Source organism: Armatimonadia bacterium (assembly GCA_039679385.1).
GTDB lineage: Bacteria > Armatimonadota > Zipacnadia > Zipacnadales > JABUFB01 > JAJFTQ01.
The window spans coordinates 36264-54516 of record JBDKVB010000036.1; the positions used below are offsets into that span (position 1 = coordinate 36264).

At 66.2% G+C, this 18253-nt stretch carries 14 protein-coding genes; 10 read left to right on the forward strand and 4 right to left on the reverse strand.

Going from position 1 to position 18253, the window contains the following annotated elements; all coding sequences use genetic code 11:
* Positions 1–22: 22 nt before the first annotated feature.
* The 4 genes from ABFE16_03595 to ABFE16_03610 form a co-directional block, all read right to left on the reverse strand.
* Complete coding sequence (locus ABFE16_03595; GenBank protein ID MEN6344360.1) at positions 23–1420, reverse strand: PQQ-binding-like beta-propeller repeat protein; 1398 nt, start codon at positions 1418–1420, stop codon at positions 23–25.
* A gap of 66 nt (positions 1421–1486) precedes the next feature.
* Positions 1487–3250 (reverse strand): prenyltransferase/squalene oxidase repeat-containing protein, encoded by a 1764-nt coding sequence (locus ABFE16_03600; GenBank protein MEN6344361.1) that lies wholly within the window; start codon positions 3248–3250, stop codon positions 1487–1489.
* The gene (locus tag ABFE16_03605; protein ID MEN6344362.1) at positions 3247–4767 is read right to left on the reverse strand and encodes a radical SAM protein; all 1521 of its coding nucleotides are present in this window, start codon (positions 4765–4767) and stop codon (positions 3247–3249) included. Before ABFE16_03605 ends, ABFE16_03600 begins: the two co-directional genes overlap by 4 nt.
* Positions 4768–5601: a hypothetical protein gene (locus ABFE16_03610; protein ID MEN6344363.1), complete on the reverse strand. Its 834-nt coding sequence runs from the start codon at positions 5599–5601 to the stop codon at positions 4768–4770. It abuts the gene before it with no gap.
* A 229-nt stretch (positions 5602–5830) separates the two neighbouring features.
* Here ABFE16_03610 and ABFE16_03615 point away from each other — a divergent pair, with 229 nt between their 5' ends.
* From ABFE16_03615 to ABFE16_03660, 10 genes are all read left to right on the forward strand, one after another.
* Entirely contained in the window at positions 5831–7327 is a 1497-nt protein-coding gene (locus tag ABFE16_03615; protein MEN6344364.1) for a PQQ-binding-like beta-propeller repeat protein, read from the forward strand.
* 2 nt (positions 7328–7329) lie between these two features.
* Positions 7330–8343, forward strand: a complete 1014-nt coding sequence (locus ABFE16_03620) for an NHL repeat-containing protein (protein MEN6344365.1) — start codon at positions 7330–7332, stop codon at positions 8341–8343.
* A 23-nt stretch (positions 8344–8366) separates the two neighbouring features.
* Complete coding sequence (locus ABFE16_03625) at positions 8367–8579, forward strand: hypothetical protein (GenBank protein MEN6344366.1); 213 nt, start codon at positions 8367–8369, stop codon at positions 8577–8579.
* Positions 8580–8584: 5 nt separating this feature from the next.
* Positions 8585–9187, forward strand: coding sequence for a ferredoxin (locus tag ABFE16_03630; protein MEN6344367.1), 603 nt, complete (start codon positions 8585–8587; stop codon positions 9185–9187).
* Between the two features lie 107 nt (positions 9188–9294).
* Positions 9295–10569 (forward strand): 4Fe-4S binding protein, encoded by a 1275-nt coding sequence (locus ABFE16_03635; GenBank protein ID MEN6344368.1) that lies wholly within the window; start codon positions 9295–9297, stop codon positions 10567–10569.
* Complete coding sequence (locus ABFE16_03640; GenBank protein ID MEN6344369.1) at positions 10569–12758, forward strand: PQQ-binding-like beta-propeller repeat protein; 2190 nt, start codon at positions 10569–10571, stop codon at positions 12756–12758. The genes ABFE16_03635 and ABFE16_03640 overlap by 1 nt, the downstream gene beginning before the upstream one ends.
* A gap of 14 nt (positions 12759–12772) precedes the next feature.
* The gene (locus ABFE16_03645) at positions 12773–15295 is read left to right on the forward strand and encodes an NAD(P)H-dependent oxidoreductase subunit E (protein MEN6344370.1); all 2523 of its coding nucleotides are present in this window, start codon (positions 12773–12775) and stop codon (positions 15293–15295) included.
* 39 nt (positions 15296–15334) lie between these two features.
* Positions 15335–16897 (forward strand): 2Fe-2S iron-sulfur cluster-binding protein, encoded by a 1563-nt coding sequence (locus ABFE16_03650; protein MEN6344371.1) that lies wholly within the window; start codon positions 15335–15337, stop codon positions 16895–16897.
* A 56-nt stretch (positions 16898–16953) separates the two neighbouring features.
* Positions 16954–17676: an ABC transporter ATP-binding protein gene (locus ABFE16_03655; GenBank protein MEN6344372.1), complete on the forward strand. Its 723-nt coding sequence runs from the start codon at positions 16954–16956 to the stop codon at positions 17674–17676.
* The coding region (locus ABFE16_03660) for a hypothetical protein (protein MEN6344373.1) at positions 17673–18253 on the forward strand (581 nt) is incomplete at its 3' end. The genes ABFE16_03655 and ABFE16_03660, both read left to right, overlap by 4 nt.

Genomic DNA, 18253 nt, shown 5'->3' on the forward strand with positions numbered 1-18253 from the left:
TCCTTCCAGACGGGTACCATGGTCAGTTGACGGCGCCGATGCAGTACAGGTTCTGGAATCCGCGCAAGAACAGCCGGTCACCGTCGAACACGGGTGAGCCCCGATAGGGCTCGATCTTGTTGCGGCCGACCTCCGAGTAGGTGCGGCCCGGAGTGACGACTACGGTTGTGCCATTGTCGCCAGCGACGAACAGGTGACCACCGGCGAAGGTCACGCTCGGGTAGCAGACCGCCCTGCCCAGACCCAGGTTCTGCTCATAGACAACCTCGCCGGTCGCCGCATCGATGCAACTGAACACGCCCACCTGGTTCACTGCATACAGGAGCCCCTCATGCAGGACCGGCGAAGCGTAGTAGCGATCTTTCTTTGGCTGAGTGTTCCACAGCTTCCTGCACACAACCTTGTTCTCCACGACAGCCTCGGGCAACTCGACAGCCTTGCCGCCGTTCTCGATGAAGTAGGCGATGCGGCCGTCGAGGGTGGGGCTCGCGTACTCCAGGCCGGCGATGCCCTTAGCGAGGACCACGCCGTCATCGACCCGAAGTATCTCGCCCTTGGGCGTGACGATGACCTGGGTGCCACCGATCGCCGTCGGAAGGTGGGTACCCCAGCACGCCCCGGACCGGGTCTGCCACAGCCTTGCTCCGGTGCTCTTGTCCAGGGCGGTGAACTGGCTGATGTGCACGATCAGCTTGTCCCCGACCACCACAGGCGAAGCACTGTGCCCCCACATGTCCGTTGGCTTCTCGATGAACTTCGCCCACTGACGGTTGCCCTCCAGATCGTAGCAGGCGACGATGCCCGTGCCGAACACTACCCACACGTAGTGGCCGTCACTGACCGGCGTGGCGGAGGAGTAGCCGTTGATGTCATGCCGCGGCGGCAGGATGTACCAGAGCTTCCGGTAAGGCTCGAGTTCGAGGCCGATGGCGGTCTGCCTGGCCTGAGCTGCCGCGAGCTTGGTCTTGAGCGCTTCGTCGTCAGGCTTGGACTGCAGACCGGCCTTCGCCTGATTCGCCTCGCGACTCGCCTTGTTGAACTCCCCTTCGAGGGCCTTCGCCTTGGCCTGGTCAGGGCCGATCTTGGCGAGGTCCTCGGGAGAGGCGATGTCCTCGTAGGTGTTCGTCTTCTGCCAGAGGATATGGCCATCGGTCGCCTCCAGGCAGACGAGTGTCGAGGGTTCAGCGCAGAGGAAGATCCTGTTGCCGACCAGAATCGGCGTAGCGTTGCCGGTGCCCGGGAGCGCCGTCTTCCATCTCACGTTCTGGTCCGGTCCCCACTGCAGAACGGGCGTCGCTGTGGGGTACCTGCCGGTGCCGTCGGTGCGCCAACCAACCGTCTCAGAGGCCAGGGCACTGGTGGCTGCGACCACCAGCACCGTAACGAGCATGATCCTGCGGGCATGGAACGCCAGGGACATGTGTCTCCTCCTGAGGATGATGAATGCTCCGCCCAGGGTCGGGCGGTTCAGAGCGGCACCACAGCCCTATCCGGCTCCGGTGGCAAGAGATCGACTGGCGCGAGCCAGCGCCTCGACGGTCCACATGACCGGGTAAAGGGCTTCGCTGTACCACAGACTCGCGAAATACAGACCGATGGGCGCGGCGTTCGTCCAGGACCCTTCTTCGACCCGCGCTACGAGCTGCTCTATGCCTCGTGACAGCGCCTCCGGAGCAGCCTGAGGCCACTGTGCAAGGGCGCTCACGGCCAGAGCGGTCTCCTCAACGGTGACAGGCACACCGGCTTCGGCGCCCCATCCACCCTCCTCGCTTTGTGCAGCAAGGAGGTACTTCAGGCCCCGCTGCGCCTGCTCACCACCAGGACCAAGCTCGGCCAGCGCCATCAGAACCCGCGAGGTGGCGAGCACCGGGTTGCTGTGATCTGCGGTCCGCTGACTTCCAGACCACAGCGGGACCCAGGAACCGTCAGCCCGCTGCGTGCGCACCAGATAGGACAAGCCACGACGCATGCAGGTCGCAAGACGCTGGTCCTGACCGAGGGGATCGACGGCATGAAGCGCTCGCAGGGCATGGGCGGTGATGTCGGCGCAGCTCATGTCAAAGGGTAACTGACCCCAGCCGCGACAGAAGGTCGGCCACCCACCGTCGGCGTTCTGCAGGTCCATCAGCCACCGGGCACCCTCGGCAATCCCCTTCGAGTTCGCGGTCCCGGCAAGGGCAAGCACGGCACCCGAGGTGTCATCGGCATCGGGAACGCTGCCGGACAGGTACGACCAGCCCCAGCCTCCCGCTGCTGCACCGGTGTATGGATGCACCGTGCCGCGCTGCTGACCGGCAAGCCATTGTCGGGACACTACCAGCGCCGCCGCAGCATCCTGAGCCGGCCCGTCCTCTGGAAGCACGGGCCTTGCCTGCTCGAGGGCGTTCACGGCCCCGCTCGTAACCCAGGTGGCGAGATGGGTGTCGATCGGCCAGCTCCCATCCTCGCGAAGACTGGTTCGCAGGAAGTGCAGACAACGAGACAGCACGGGATGTTCCGGACCAAGCGCGCCGACCAGGCCCATGGTGACAAAGGCGGTGAGCGGAGTGGCCTCCAGGTACCCGCCGCTTTCCGGCTGGATCCGCTCCAGGGTCCTCAGGACGCCCGGGGTAACCGCCGACCTCAGAAAGCGCCGGGAGCGACCGCTGCCCTTGTGATGGTGAACAGTGAGGCCGACGGCAATGAGCGCCGGAAGGGCATAGCTGACCACCTGCAACCGGAGCACGGGGTAAAGCGACCGCGGCAAAGCCGCCATCTCGAAGGGCAAGTCCGGAACCTCACTCCAGGGCACCAGACCTGCAAGGGCGCAGTTCATGAGGATAGGCACCGCGAAGGTGCGATCAGCGCCGTAGGTCTTGCGGATCGCCGCGACCCGCTCCCCGGGTGTGGCACCGGCCCGGTGTGTTACGTAGGCCTCGGCCCGCTCATATGCGCTCTGACGGTCGGATTGTGCGTGACTCAGATGGAGCGCGGAAAGGGTGAGGAGAGTCGTGGAGAGGTTACTGGGGCTGTCGGGAGTATCGCCCCAGCCGCCGTCCTCGTTCTGGGTCCGGCAGAGCCAGTCCAGTCCTGCCGCGGTTCTCTCGCGGTCCTCGGGCATCGCGGCCAGTGACAGCGCACTGATTGCCGTCGCGGTTGCCAGGGCCGAAGAGGACAGATGGCCCTCCCAGTGACCCTCCGGCGAGCAAAGCGACAGCAGATGGTTCACTGCTGTCGCGAGGGCCTGCTGCAGACGATCCGGGTGCATCATGCCGGCGCCCTCCGGCGGTGTCGGGCCAGATGACCCGTCCACAGAACGACCTGACCCTTGGCCAGGAGCTGGATCAGGAGGCGACGGCTCAGCGGCGCTCCGGCACCCTTCTGGTCGTCGAGGTAGATTCGCGGCGTCCACTTGAAGTTGAACCGGTAGCACTCTCGCACCAAGTCCCAGTGTAGCCGTGTCAGCACGGGCGGCGCAGTGCCGTCCAGAGGAGCGTAGATCACCGGGAAGAGGGTGATGGCCTCACCGCGGAAGCGCCGTACCCAGTCGAGGGTCTGCTGTACGTGCTCGGGTGTCTCGCCGGGAAGGCCGACAAGAAGGCTGACCATAGGCAGGAACCCCGCGCGACAGAGCCGTCGCAGTTGCTCCTCGCACACCTCGCCCCAGGTGTCCGGGCCAATGGCTCCCATCTTGGCGCGCCCGCCACTGGCCTGCAGCAGCTCTCCTGCGGCCGTCTCGACGCCCACGTTCACCCAGGGACGGCGCGTCACCTGGTCGCCCACCAGAAGGTCTCGCGCCTGACGAATCTCGCCGTCGGTCCATTGCGCGATGCTGGCGATGTTGGCGTGGTCGAGTTGCAGAAGCCGCACTGCCTTGAGCGCCCGGATCTGCTCCAGAAGGGCGAGAGCTGTCGCGGGTCTACAGTGAACGCCGCTGGCCCCGTAACGGAAGAAGTCCTCACTCAGAGCGGCGAGGGCGGTCTTCGCGGCGGCAAGGTTCGTCTCAACGTCGGCAAGAATCGTGTCCGTCGGGAGATGCCCCATGGGTGTCGTGGCGATGGCGCAGAAGCCGCAGCCAAGACCACAGCCCCGGCTGATCTCCACCACTCCCATGGTCGTAGCGCCCCGTATGGGCGGAATCTGATCTACGGGGACGCCCTCACCGAGGGTCACAGCAGGCAGACTCTCCTGGGCCAGGAGCTTCGAGAAGACCTCGACCACGTTGCCCTCGGAGTAGCCCACGACGACATGATCGACTCCGGTCTCTGCAGGGGTGACGGAGGAAGGGGAAGAAGTGTCCTGCGCAAGCTGCCAGGCTCCCGGTCCGCCCAGGAGAACCCGGGCCTGCGGAGCACGGGCCTGCAAGTAGGCGCGAACCCCACTGAGCAGTTGGCGGAACATCGCCAGCGGGTAGATCTCGCCGCCTGCGATCCCGGCCATGGTGGAGCTGCTCATACCGAGGCCGTGCGGCTCGCCGGAGCTGATGCCGACCACGAGAGTTGCCGGGCCGATGGCCTGGTGGAGGTGTGCGTCGTCGACGACGACGATGTCACCGGGGTCGATGCCGCCGCGAACCAGGGCCGCCTCGACGCGGCGCAACCCCAGCGGGGCGACCACACACTGCCCCTCGGGATGTGCCGCCCGGGGCATCAGCAGGTGGTTCATGATCGCAGCCGGGGTCCGCGTCGTCTGGCTGGCCGCCGTCATCCCATCCAGCAGGACACGATAGTCTGCCATCAGGGTTCGGTCAGCGGTGAGGACGATCGGGTAGCCGTCGCGTCGTAACACTCAAGGACTCCTGCGTGCGCTTTCGTCAAGCTGTGCGATCAGGGCGTCGATCTCGTCGAGGACCGGCTGGCTGCCCGGCGCCTGCGGGGCCTGCGGCAAGGCACGCCCGCACTCCGGACAGGTCTTCTGCCCGGCCAACTCCGGCGGCAGCTCACCCTCCGCCCCCGAACACAGAGGACAAGTCGCGCCAGTCCGCGAGTAGTACATCCGCCGGGCTTCGGCGTCAAGGGTCACGAACTTGCCCGGAGCGCCGCAGATCGCCGGGTCGTCCGTGTACAGAGGGAAGACGATCGCACCGGCGGGACAGATGCGTGAGCAAGCCGGGCAGCCCGGCTTGCAGTTGTCGGGATTGGTCACCGTCACTTGACCGGCGCCGTCCTGCGAGTAGACACCGAACAGGCAGAACTGGAGGCAATGGCCGCAGTTCCGGCAGCGCTCCAGGTCGATGACCGGGTACCAGCGCTCCGCGAGGCGACCCTCCAGGACAGTGGTCTCACTAGCGACTGCCGAGTCCCCGGCAACCGCACCAATCGCCGCCAGGGCCCGCTCCACTGCGGACTCGTCGGCGAGGTTCACGCAGCCGTCCTCCGGCACCGAGATTCCGCGATGGTGGAGAAGCGCCCTGAGCGCCCGAGGGTGCAGGCACGAGAAGAAGGCTGCGATGGGCGACAGCCGCTGCAGCTCTGGCCACACCGCGCTGCCTTCGGGTAGGTGATAGGGATGTGGGATGACAGTGGTCTGAGCCCCTGACTGCCGACACTGCGCGAGCAGTCCCGCGACGGCTTCAGCGTCTTCAGGGAAGGGCTGTGCGATGACGACCTGCGCGTTCCTCATCAGCAGTCCACCAGACCGGATCGGGCAAGGCGTGCGAACTTGACAGTGTTCTAGGCAGTCTATAATATTGTTATACAAACGGTCAACCCTCAGTTCTGCCTCCCGAAGGACGAGGACGTCGATGTCTGAATCGCAGGCAAGTCCGCCCGAAGGCCCGCTCACCTCGAAACCTCAGCCCGGCCTTGCTTCTCCTTCCACGGGAGGTCCTCAGCCTTCGCGACGCGATCCCGTGGCACTACTGATCACCTGGGGTATCCCCGGATTCTTTGCGATCGTCGGTGCCTTGCTGCTCGTTGTCTGGCTCCGAGGAGCGCCCAATCCGGCGGACGTCGCCCCTCGCACTCCCACTTCAGATCGCAGTGCCGGGGCGACCGGCGTTGTTGCCCGACCGGCTGCCGGACCTGGTGGTGCGGTGACTCCCGGGGCGATGCCGGGTGCACCCTTGGGGACGGGTCCCGTAGTTGGCGCGCCTGCGGGTAGCGCTTCAGGTCTGCCGGGCGCAGCTTCAGCGACCGCAGCCGCCGGCTCGGGCGCTCCGATAGCCTCCGTGCGGGGGTTCTGGCCCGGCTTCCGCGGACCGAATCGCGACAACCTCAGTCCGGACTCCACGTCACTGTTGACGAGTTGGGGTGGAGGACCGACTCGACTGTGGTCGGTCAGCATGGGAGAGGGCTACGCCGGAGCGGCTGTTGCAGATAGCCGGGTCTACGTGCTGGACTATGACCAGACCGCACGGGCCGATAAGCTGCGCTGCCTGTCCCTGGCCAACGGGCAGGAGCTGTGGTCGCAAAGCTACCCCGTGGACGTGAAGCGCAACCACGGGATGTCGCGCACAGTGCCCGCGCTGTACAAGCAGTATGTCGTGACCCTGGGACCGAAGTGCCACGTGATGTGTTGCGACGCCAAGACCGGGGCGGTGAAGTGGAGGATTGACCTCGTGGCGCAGTACGGGGCGACGGTGCCTCCCTGGTACGCCGGGCAGTGCCCGCTGATCGACAACGGGCGAGTGATCCTGGCCCCGGGCGGCAAGGCGCTCATGATCGCCGTCGACATCGCAACCGGCAAGGTGGCCTGGCAGGCCCCCAACCCACGCGGCTGGAAGATGACACACACCTCGATCGTCCCCGTGTCGGTTGCCGGGAAGAAGATGTATGTGTACTGTGGTTCCGGAGGCGTGGCGGGCGTTGCAGCCGACAAGGGAACCCTCCTCTGGGACACGACCGCCTGGGTCGTGAGCACTGCGACGGTTCCGAGCCCCGTGCCGATTGGTGACGGCAGGATCTTCCTCTGCGGTGGGTACAACTCCGGTGCGATGATGCTGCGGCTCGTGCCCTCGGGTGGCAAGTTCACGGCCGAGCAGGTATTCCGGCTCAAACCCAACGTTTTCGGCTCCGACCAGCAGACCCCGATTCTGTACAGGGGGCACCTGTACGGCGTCATCCCTGGCGGGCAACTGGCGTGTCTGAGCCTCGATGGGAAGCAGGTCTGGGCCAGTGGAACGGATCGCTTCGGCCTGGGGCCCTATATGATCGCGGGCGGGAACATATACGTGCTCGACGACAAGGGCGAACTCTCACTGGTGTCCGCGAGTCCGAGTGGATATAAGAGACTGGCGCGGGCGAAGGTCCTCAACGGTCCGGATGCCTGGGGACCGATGGCCCTGGCTGGCGGTCGGCTGATCGTGAGAGACCTGACCACCATGGCATGTCTGCAAGTCGGGAGGTAACGATGGCCGAGACGGTGCCGCCGAGGCGCCCTGGAGGTCGTGGAGCTGGATGGGCCACTGCCGGTCTGGCCCTGGTGGTCGTGGCTGCCGGTCTGCTGGTGTATCAGCATCTGCACCAGGGGCGGCAGGTCTCCACGCAGGCCGTCCAGCCACAGCAGACCATCGACCAGACGCTGGAGACGCTGCGGCAGGTCGATCCGGCGCTGGTCAAGTACCGCGAAGCCCGCACGGTGCAGACAGGCTTCCAGACGCCTCGCGGGATTGCCTTGAGCAGATCAGGCGAACTCTACGTAGTGGGTGACAGGGCCCTGCGGGTTTTCGAGGCTGACGGCGTCGGCACCACGGGAACCCAACTGGGTGACGAGCCGACCTGCGTGGCAGTGGACGAGGCAGTGATGGTGGCCCTTGGCTACCGCGGGAGTGTGGAGATCCGTGATGACGGTGGGGCTGTGCAGGCCCACTGGCAGGTGGCCGGGAAGAGCCCCTATGTGACCTGCGTTGCGCTCTCCGGCGAGCAAGTGTGGGTGGCCGACGCCGGTGATCGCGTAGTGCTGCGCTATGATCGCACCGGGAAGCTTCTGGGACGTCTCGGTGAGAAGGACCCCGCGAAGAAGGTACCGGGGCTGTTCTTGCCCAGTCCTCACCTGGACGTGGTGCCGCTGGATCAGGGGCGGGTTCTGGTCAACAACACAGGCCGCCACCTGGTGGAAACCTACACGGCCCAGGGAGAGTTGAAGTCAGCATGGGGACGCTACGGGCCGGAGATTGATGGCTTCCCCGGGTGCTGCAACCCGACGGATCTCGCACTGCTGCCCGACGGGAAAGTGGTGGCCAGTGACAAGGGATTGCCGCGGGTGAAGGTGTACAATCAGCAGGGAGCGTTACAGGCGGTCGTCGCGACACCGGCACAGTTGTCCCGCGACGCCTCTGCGCTGGACCTTGCGGTAAGCGCCGACGGCACAGTCTACGTTCTGGATGGCCCGGCGGCGCTGGTGAGAGTGTTCGTCCCTAAGTGATGCAGCGAGGATGAGAGGGCGAAATGGGACCCACAGACAAAGAGAATCGGCGGCAGTTCCTCGCCGGGCTTGGTCGCGGCCTCCTGGCTTGCGGGCTCGGACTGGGAGTGACCGCCCTGGTGGCTCGTGGAGGCAAAGACTGCCTTCGCACCGGGGGCTGTGAAGGCTGTGCGCTGATCGGCAAGTGCGACCTTAGCGAGGCGCAGGGCTACCGCGACCGCGCACAGAGGAGGTGAGGCGGATGTCTGAGGACGGCAAGCTCAAGCGGCCCGAGCAGCGGATCAGTCGGCGCCAGATTCTGGCCGAGTGCCTGCGCGGTGCCGGGGTGCTGGTGATGGGCGGTGCCCTGGGGTCGCTGGTCACCCGGGGGCATGCGGACAACACGGTATGGCAGATCGATCCGAGCAAGTGCGTACAGTGCGGCAAGTGTGCCACCGACTGCGTCCTGAACCCCTCGGCGGTGAAGTGCGTCCACCAGTACCGCGTGTGTGGCTACTGCGAGCTTTGTTTCGGCTACTTCGTGGACCAGCGTGCCAATGACGAGGAGCGAGCGGAGAACCAGCGCTGCCCGACGAACGCCATCCGGCGCACCTTCGTCGAGGACCCGTACTTCCAGTATGACATCGACGAGCTCAAGTGCATCGGGTGCGGGATCTGTGTGAAGGGCTGCAAGACCTTCGGAAATGGTTCCCTGGTCTTGCAGGTACGGCATGACCGCTGCCTGAACTGCAATGAGTGCAACATCGCTCAGAACTGTCCCGCGAACGCTTTCGTGAGAGTTCCCGCCCAGACGCCCTATCTTCTGCGCACAGAGCAAGAGGAAGGTCCGGGCGCCAAGCAATGAACTGCGACCGCTTCACCAACCGAACTGAGGGGAGAGGGCCGCGTCTGTTCTCGGGGTCTGGGCTTCGCACCTGGACCCTGGTCGCGTGCGTCTTGGTGACGGAGGGTGTGGGAGTAGCGCTGGCTGCCGAGAACTTCCCGCCGCCGGAGTTCACGACGGGCTACCAGTTCCCGAAGGCGACGGAGCCCGGCCCCAGGGATGCGAGCTTATCGCTGGTGGATGCGGCGGTACTGCTGACGGCGCTATCGTTGGCGGCGTACTTCGCTTTGCGCCGACGGTCTCGCCGGGAGCTGGCGATTCTGTCGGTGTTCTGCCTGTTGTACCTGGGCTTCTACCGGCATGGCTGCGTCTGTGCCGTCGGCTCCTTTCAGAATGTCGCGCTTGCGGTTGCCGACCCGGGCTATGTGTTGCCTGTCGTGGTGGGCGCGTTCTTTGTGCTGCCCTTGCTGTTCGCGCTGTTCTTCGGGCGGGTGTTTTGCTCGGCAGTGTGCCCGCTGGGTCAGGCGCAGGAGGTTGTGCTGCTGAGGGCTGTGAAGGTGCCGCGGTGGGTCGACCAGGCCCTCGGTGTCCTTCCCTTCCTGTACCTGGGTGTCGCGGTGCTGTATGCCGCCCTGGGGAGTGCCTTTGTGGTCTGCCGGTATGACCCCTTCGTGCTGTTCTTCCGCCTCGGCGGGAACTTGGAGATGCTGATCTTCGGGGTCGCGGTGCTGCTCCTGGCGACGGTGGTGGGCCGTCCGTACTGCCGATTCCTGTGCCCCTACGGGGCGCTGCTGCGACTGATCGCGCCCTTCGCGAGGTGGCGGGTCCGCACCACTCCCACGGAGTGCGTGAACTGTCACCTGTGTGCGGACGCCTGCCCTTACGGGGCGATTCAGCCGCCGAACGTTACCGACGCGCGGATCGGTCGGCTGGAAGGTCGCAGCCGCTTGGCCTGGTTGGTGGCAGCCTTTCCGCTGATCCTGGCCGCCGGAGGGTTCCTCGGGTGGCAGAGCGCGCCAGTCCTGGCGAAGCTCGACCCGACGATCAGCCTGGCCAACCGCGTGTGGCTGGAGGAGCACGGTAGGGTGAAAGGCAAGACTGAGGCGAGTGAGGCCTTCGCCACCCAGGGCACACCCAGCGCAGACCTGTACCGGGAGGCGGCCAAGATCCGCAAGCGGTTCGATGGTGGCTCCCTGCTCCTGGGTGTTTGGGTCGGCCTGGTGATTGTCCTGAGGATGATCTCGCTGTCGGTGCGACGCCGACGAGAGGCGTACCAGGTGGACCCGGGGGCCTGCGTGGCCTGCGGTCGTTGCTTTTCGGCCTGTCCCGTGGGCCGGTCCGTGATAGCCGAAGCCGAGGGCGCGAGCATCTCTGCGCTCACCCCCGGTGAGGAGGGGCGTTGATGGCCGAATTGCCCACTGAGTCGACCGCACCGGTCAAACGTGACCGCACGAAACTGTACTACCGGACCGCGGTGACCGTCGCCTGCGTCGCGGCGGTCTTCTGCCTGGTCGTCCTGGTGCTGCTGGTGGTGAATGCCGTCCAGGCCCGCTCTGCCGACCCCTCGAAACCGGCACAAATCGAGATGATGAAGGCCGACCTGGCCAAGCAGCCCACGAACCAGAAGCTGCGCGACGACATCCGCAAACTCGACCAGGATATCCGTTGGTCCTACTACATCACTCGTCTCCGCGCGATTCAGGGCGCGTATCTGCTTCTGGGCGGCGTCGTGGTCCTGCTGGTGTCGCTGCATTTCGTGCTCAAGCTGCGCACACGGCTGCCCGTGCCGACGGAGGTAAGCGGCCTCAAGGTCTGGCTTGAGGCGGCCGTGGCGCGTCGAACGGTGATTCTCCTTGGCGTAGTGCTCGCGTCGGTCTTGCTGGTAATGGCTGTGCTGGGGAGGCATGATCCCTCCTCGGAGTACGCGAAGACGTCGGTGAAGGACGTCCTGCCTCCGCAGCCGGGACCGATGGAAGTCCCGTCGATGGTTGCCGGGCAGCCTACACCTGTGGGACAGCCGAACCTGCAGTCACCACTCTCGCCTCTGGCAGCCGCCGGGAGTCCGGGACTCGCCGGACCGCAAGGTCCGGCAGGCCCTCCAGGACCCACGGGACCAGCAGGTGAGCGTGGTCCTGCCGGTGAGCAGGGACGCCAGGGAGAGCCGGGACCGGCCGGTCCGGCAGGAACTGCGGGTTTCCCTGGTCGGCCCGGCGGCTCTAGCCGCCCTGGTGCCACCGGCGAGTCTGCGGGCGAGGGAGGACGGACCGGCAGACAGGGGATGGGAGGCCCAGGCAGCTCCGGCTTCCAGGGATCAGGAACGCCCGGATTCCCGGGTGGGCCGCAAAGGCCCGGACTGCCGGGAACGCAAGGTGGCGCTCCCGCGGTAGGCCAGGGATCTCCTGACCTGCTGGCCAACTGGCCCGTCTTCCGAGGCTACATGCCCGGCCGGGTGTCGACAGACCGGTTCCCCGTGCAGTGGGACGCCGGTAGTGGACAGGGCGTCCTCTGGAAGGCTGCGGTCCCGCTGCCGGGCAAGGGGTCTCCTGTGGCCTGGAAGGACCGCGTATACCTCAGCGGCGCCAATGACAAGCAGCGCGAGGTGTATGCCTTCGATGTGGCAACCGGCAAGCTGGTATGGAAGCAGGCGGTGGTACTCAACGAGAGCAAGTCGCAGCCGGCTCCCGAGGTCAATGAGGAGACCGGGTATGCCGCATCGACCATGACCACGGACGGCAAGAACGTCGTGGCGATGTTTGCCAACGGTGATGTCGCAGCCTTCGACCTGACCGGCAAGCAGGTCTGGTCTCGCTCCTTCGGTCCTCTGGATAATATCTACGGGCACGCCTCCTCGCCGATCCTCTATCGTAACCTGGTCTTGCTGCAGCTCGATCAGGGCGGGGACCCCGACGGTGGGCTGTCCGGGCTGCTGGCCCTGGACGTTGCCACCGGGAAGACGCTGTGGCGGACGCCGCGGCCGGTTCCCAACTCCTGGTCGACTCCCATCGTTGCCTTCACGGGCCGGCGCTTCGAGATCCTCACGATGGCCAGCCCCTTTGTCATCTCCTATGATCCGGGCACGGGCAAGGAACTGTGGAGGACGATGTGTCTCAACGGCGATGTGGCGCCTTCTCCCGCCTTCGGGGGCGGTCTCGTCCTGGTCGCGCAGGATGGTTCCGGACTCTTCGCGATCCGTCCTCCGGAGCCGAATACTGGTGACAAGGGCGAAATCGTGTGGCAAGCAGGCGATGGGCTACCGGACATCTGCAGCCCGGCCGCCAACGACGAGGTTGTGATCCTCGCCGCCAGCGGAGGGCTCGTGACCTGCTATGAGACGGCCACCGGCAAGAAGCTGTGGGAGCATGACCTGGGCACCTCGGTCAACGCCTCGCCGGTGATCGCCGGGAAGCTGGTGTACCTGACCGACACCGAGGGCGTCACGCACATCTTCGAGGCCGGACCGGAGTTCAAAGCGATCGGCGTGGGCAAGTTCGGTGAGCCGGTGTACACGACGGCAGCTTTCGCCGCGGGGAAGGTCTTTGTCCGAGGCACCAAGAACCTGTTCTGCGTGGGAGCGAAACCTGCCAACGGATGAGCGAGAAGGATACCGTGACCATACCGGCCCCAGAGACGGCCGATGATGCCCAGAACGCCGGCGATCAGATAGCGGAGGCGCCCGAGACGCTTGTGGCCGAGCAGCCCGTCACCTCGTCGCCGTGTGCGTGTGCCTGCAAGGGCGGCGAAGCGCCCCTTCCCGGTGCGCAAGAAGAGTCTGTCGCTCAGCAGGACCTTGACCTCACCTTCGTGGACCAGACGGTCGCCGAGCTTGGCACCGGTCCCGAGGTCCTGATCGCGATTCTGCACGCCCTGCAGCAGCACTATCGTTACCTCCCCGAGGCCGCCCTGCGTCGTGTGTGCGAGCTGACCGAGATCACTCCGGCGGCCATCGCGGGCGTCTCCACCTTCTACCACAAGTTCCGCCATCGCCCTGTCGGCAAGCACCTCATCAGCGTCTGCCACGGCACTGCCTGCCACGTCAAGGGTGCGCCCTTGGTCTCCGAAGCACTCCGCCGACATCTCGAAGTTGAGGGCGAGGAGGATACGACCGCCGACGGCCTCTTCACGCTTCAGCGTGTGGACTGCCTAGGTTGCTGTACGCTGGCTCCGGTGGTGCAGATCGACGGGATAACCTACGGTCACGTGACCCCGGATGGCGTCGGGCAGGTAGTGACGGACTTCCTGGAGTTGCATCGCCGGGGCGGGCTGGCAGAGTCGGAACCCGGCGCCGACGCAGACACCGACGGTCTGGCGCAGATCCGCATCGGTGTGGGGTCCTGTTGCATTGCCGGCGGCAGCCTGGATGTCCGTCAGGCGCTCGAAGAGGCCGTCAAGGAAGTCGGCGCGGCCGCCGTAGTCATGCCGGTGGGATGCGTCGGGATGTGCCACCAGACCCCGCTGGTCGAGGTGCTGATCCCGGGGCAGCCGCCTGCGACCTACGCGAGGATGCGCGCTGCGGATGCGGCGGCGGTGATCCGGCGGCACTTCGAGCCCAAAGGCCTTGTACGCAAGGTCAGGACCGCGCTGAACACGGCGCTGGAGAAGCTGCTGACCGATGAAGCCTGGGAGCCGGTCACCCGCTATGCCCTGGACGTCCGTGATGGCCCCGTCTGCGCCTTCCTGGGCCCGCAGCATCATCTCGCCACCGAGCTTTACGGGACCGTCGGCCCGCTCGACCTGGAGGCCTACCTGGAGCATGAGGGCTTCGCCGCACTCCGCACCTGCCTGACCAGGCTGCAGCCGGAGCAGGTGATCGAGGTCATCAGTGACTCGGGCCTGCGCGGGCGGGGAGGAGCGGGATTCCCCACCGGTCGGAAGTGGGAGTTCGTTCGTGCGGCTGAGGGCGAACCGAAGTACGTCATCTGCAATGGTGACGAGGGCGACCCCGGAGCCTTCATGGACCGGATGCTTCTCGAGTCCTATCCCTTCCGCGTGCTGGAGGGGCTTGCGATCGCCGCCTATGCCGTGGGTGCGAGCGAGGGCGTGCTGTACATCCGCAATGAATACCCACTGGCCGTGCGCCGGGTGCGCGAGGCCATCCAGAGGTGTGAGGAGCGCGGGATCCTCGGCGACCACATCCTCGGGACGGAGTTCAGTCTGCGGCTGCGGATCATGGAGGGCGCGGGTGCCTTCGTATGCGGCGAGGAGACCGGGCTGCTGGCCTCGGTGGAGGGACGTCGCGGGACTCCACGGTTGCGACCGCCCTTCCCGGCGCAGCACGGGCTCTGGGGCTGCCCGACCCTGGTCAACAACGTCGAGACCCTGGCCCTGGTGGGGTGGATCGTGCGCAACGGCCCGGAGGCCTTCGCGAAGCTGGGCACCGAGCACAGCAAGGGCACCAAGGTGTTCTCCCTCACCGGCAAGGTGCAGCGCGGCGGTCTGATTGAAGTTCCGATGGGCATCAGCCTGCGGAGAATCGTGGAGGAGATCGGTGGAGGAGTGGGCGAGGGGCGACGCTTCAAGGCGGTGCAGATCGGCGGACCTTCCGGTGGCTGCATCCCGGCTGAGCTTTCCGACACGCCGGTCGACTACGAGGCTCTGATCGGCGCCGGCGCAATCATGGGCTCGGGCGGACTCGTCGTGATGGACGACCGCGACTGCATGGTAGACGTCGCCCGGTACTTCCTGGAGTTCACGCAGCGGGAGTCCTGCGGCAAGTGCACCTTCTGCCGCATCGGCACCAGGCGCATGCTGGACCTGCTCGACCGCATGTGTACCGGGCACGGCCGACCGGGCGACCTGGAAAAGCTCGAAGAACTGGCTCTGTGGGTGAAGCGCGGCAGCCTGTGCGGACTGGGGCAGACGGCGCCCAATCCGGTCCTGACCACTCTGCGCTACTACCGCTCCGAGTATGAGGCACACCTGAACGGCAAGTGCCCGGCAGGCAAGTGCAAGGCGCTCATCGCCTACCGGATCAACGACAAGTGCATCGGCTGCACCAAGTGCGCTCAGCGTTGCCCGGCCGATGCAATCGAGCTTACGCCCTACCGCAAGCACGTGGTAGATGAGGCCAAGTGCATCCGTTGCGACACGTGCCGCCAAGTGTGTCCCGTGGATGCCGTCGAGGTCGTCTGACCGCAGGCCCGCAGGGGCTCTGCAACGAGAGATGCTGCCATGCCGACGATCACGCTGGACAACCGAGAGGTGACCGTGCCCGAGGGCGCCACGATTCTCGAGGCGGCCCGGAAGCTGGGGCTTGAGATCCCGACGCTGTGCTCCCTTGAGGGCTGCCGACCGGAGACCTCCTGCCTGGTCTGTGTGGTAAAGGTGAACGGCGGCGCTCGTCTGCTGCCCTCCTGCGCGACGACGGCAGTGGAGGGTATGGCGGTGGAGAGTGAGACGCCGGAGGTCCACGAGGCACGGCGCACCGCCCTGGAGTTGCTGCTAAGCGACCATCTGGGCGACTGCGTGGGGCCCTGCCAGTCCATCTGCCCGGCGCGGATGGACATTCCCGAGATGATCCGACTCATCTCCGCCGGGAAGATGGCCGAGGCCGTCGCCAAGGTCAAGGAGCGCATCCCCTTCCCGGCGGTCCTCGGACGCATCTGTCCCGAGTTGTGCGAGAAGGGCTGCCGCCGCCGGAGCCTCGACAACCCGGTCGCCATCCGGCAGCTCAAGCGCTACGTTGGGGACTGGGACATCCTTCAGGTGGCCCGGCACCGGCCTGCCTGCAAGCCGTCCAGTGGACGCCGGGTTGCGATCGTCGGCGCGGGGCCGGCAGGTCTGACGGCTGCCTACTACCTGCAGCAGGAAGGCCATGCCTGCGTGCTCTTCGACGAGCACGAGCTACCCGGCGGAATGCTGCGCTATGCGGTGCCGACCAGTCAGTTGCCCCGCGACGTGCTGGACGCAGAGATTCGCAGCCTTCTCGTTCTCGGTGCGGAACTGCGGGCCGGGGTGCAGGTTGGCCGAGACGTCCCCCTGGCGCAGCTTTGGGACGAGTACCATGCGGTCCTGCTGGCCACCGGCGAGCTAACCCACGAGGCCGCCGGGCAGATGGGTCTGCCCCTGGCGGGAACCAGCATCCCGGCGGACAAGCGCACGCAGATGACGCGGCAGCGTGGTGTGTTTGTGGCCGGGTCGGCCTTCTCACCATCCCATCATGCCGTGCGAGCCGTCGGAAGCGGCTACAACGCCGCGTGCTCCATCAGCCAGTATCTCGAAGGCGAGTTGCTGACCGGGGTTCATCGGCTCTTCACGGTGCAGATGGGACACCTCGAGGAGGCCCAGATGCGGGAGTTCGCCGCACTGACGCCGCAGCATGACCGTCTGACGCCCTCCGGTGGCGAGGCCACAGGCTTCAGTGTCGAGGAAGCGGCGGCCGAGGCCGACCGGTGCCTGCATTGCGACTGCGCAGGGATGGAGTGCTGCAAGCTGCGCAAGTGGTCCGAACGTTACGGTGCGGGGCCAACGCGTCTGCGAGATCATCGACGGCCCTACCGGCGAGAGGCTTCCCATCCGCTGGTAACCTACGAGCCCGGCAAGTGCATTGCCTGCGGGCTGTGCGTGCAGATCGCCGGTCGCTCGCAGGAGCGCCTCGGGCTGGCCTTCATCGGCCGCGGCTTCGACGTTCAGATCGGCGTGCCCTTCAATGAGACCCTCGCAGCAGGACTGGAGCAGGTGGCGCGGGAATGTGCTGAAGCCTGCCCGACGGCGGCCCTCGTTCTGCGGAAGTAGCGAACCCTCCAGACGATGCATCCGATACCCAGGCCCAATCAGGGGGATGACCTGCGGTGAATGCCCCTCCCGAGAAACTCGAACTTCACGAGCTAACCAAACGCTTCGCCACTCCAGAGGGAGGCGAGATCACTGTCCTCGACCACGTCTCGCTGTCGGTGGCACCCGGTGAGACCCTGGCGATTCTCGGCCCCTCGGGTTCAGGCAAGAGCACGTTGCTGAACCTCCTGGGAACGCTGGATCGGCCCACTTCGGGCAAGGTCACTCTCGGCGACCTTGACCTGTCCACTCTGACGGGGCGCGAGCTGGCCTCCTTCCGGGCGCAGCGCGTCGGCTTCGTGTTCCAGGAGCACCATCTCCTCCCGCAACTCACCGCCTTCGAGAACGTGCTGCTTCCCGGTCTTGCCCTCGGGGCCGCCCGCAGTGCAGACCTGGAGGACGTCGCCCAGGAGTTGCTCTCCCGGGTGCGCCTTACGGAGCGCAGGGAGGCTTACCCGGCTCAGATGTCCGGGGGCGAGCGTCAGCGCGTGGCTCTCGCTCGGGCGCTGGTGAATGGCGCTGGGCTGCTCTTGTGTGATGAGCCCACTGGTAACCTCGACCGCCAGACCGGCGCGGCGGTGGTATCCTTGCTGCTCGAGGTTGCGCGGCAACGAGGCGTGACCGTGCTCATGGCCACGCACAACCTGGCACAGGCTGCACGCTTTGACCGCAGTCTGCAACTCCTCGACGGACGGCTATCCCCGGCGGAAGCCGAGGAGGTCGAGGGGGGAAGCGAGTGAGCCTCCTACGACTGGTCTTGCGGAGTCTGGTCTTCAACTGGCGCACCGGAGTGGTGGTCGTCTTCGGTTTCGCGGTTGCGGTTGCGACCATCACCGGGTCCCTGGTGATCGGCGACTCAATGCGTGGCAGCCTGCGCGACACCGCTTTGTCTCGCCTGGGACGCATCGACTACGCCCTTTCCGCACCGGGCTTCTTCCGCGACAAGCTCGCAGCCGACCTTGCTGCAGACCCCTCGCTTGCGACTCAGACCCACGGTGTCTGCTCCTTGCTGATGACCAGGGGAGCGGCCCGGAACGCCGAGTCGGAGGCAGTGATCCCCGAAGTCCAGATCGTCGGAGTTCCCGGCGAGTTCTGGCCTCTCTTCGACATGCCCCAGCCGCCGCAATTGACGGGTCGTGAGTGCGCGGTCAGTGCAGCCCTCGCCAGGGACCTTGGCGTGCGCGAAGGGCAGTACGTGATCGTCAGTGTGCACCGCGAGAGCGAGATCGCCTCGGACACCCTCTTCTTCCGCCGGGGCCTCAAGGACACTGCGCCGTCGCTCAGGCTGCAGGTCAAGACCGTGCTGCCTGCCGGCGG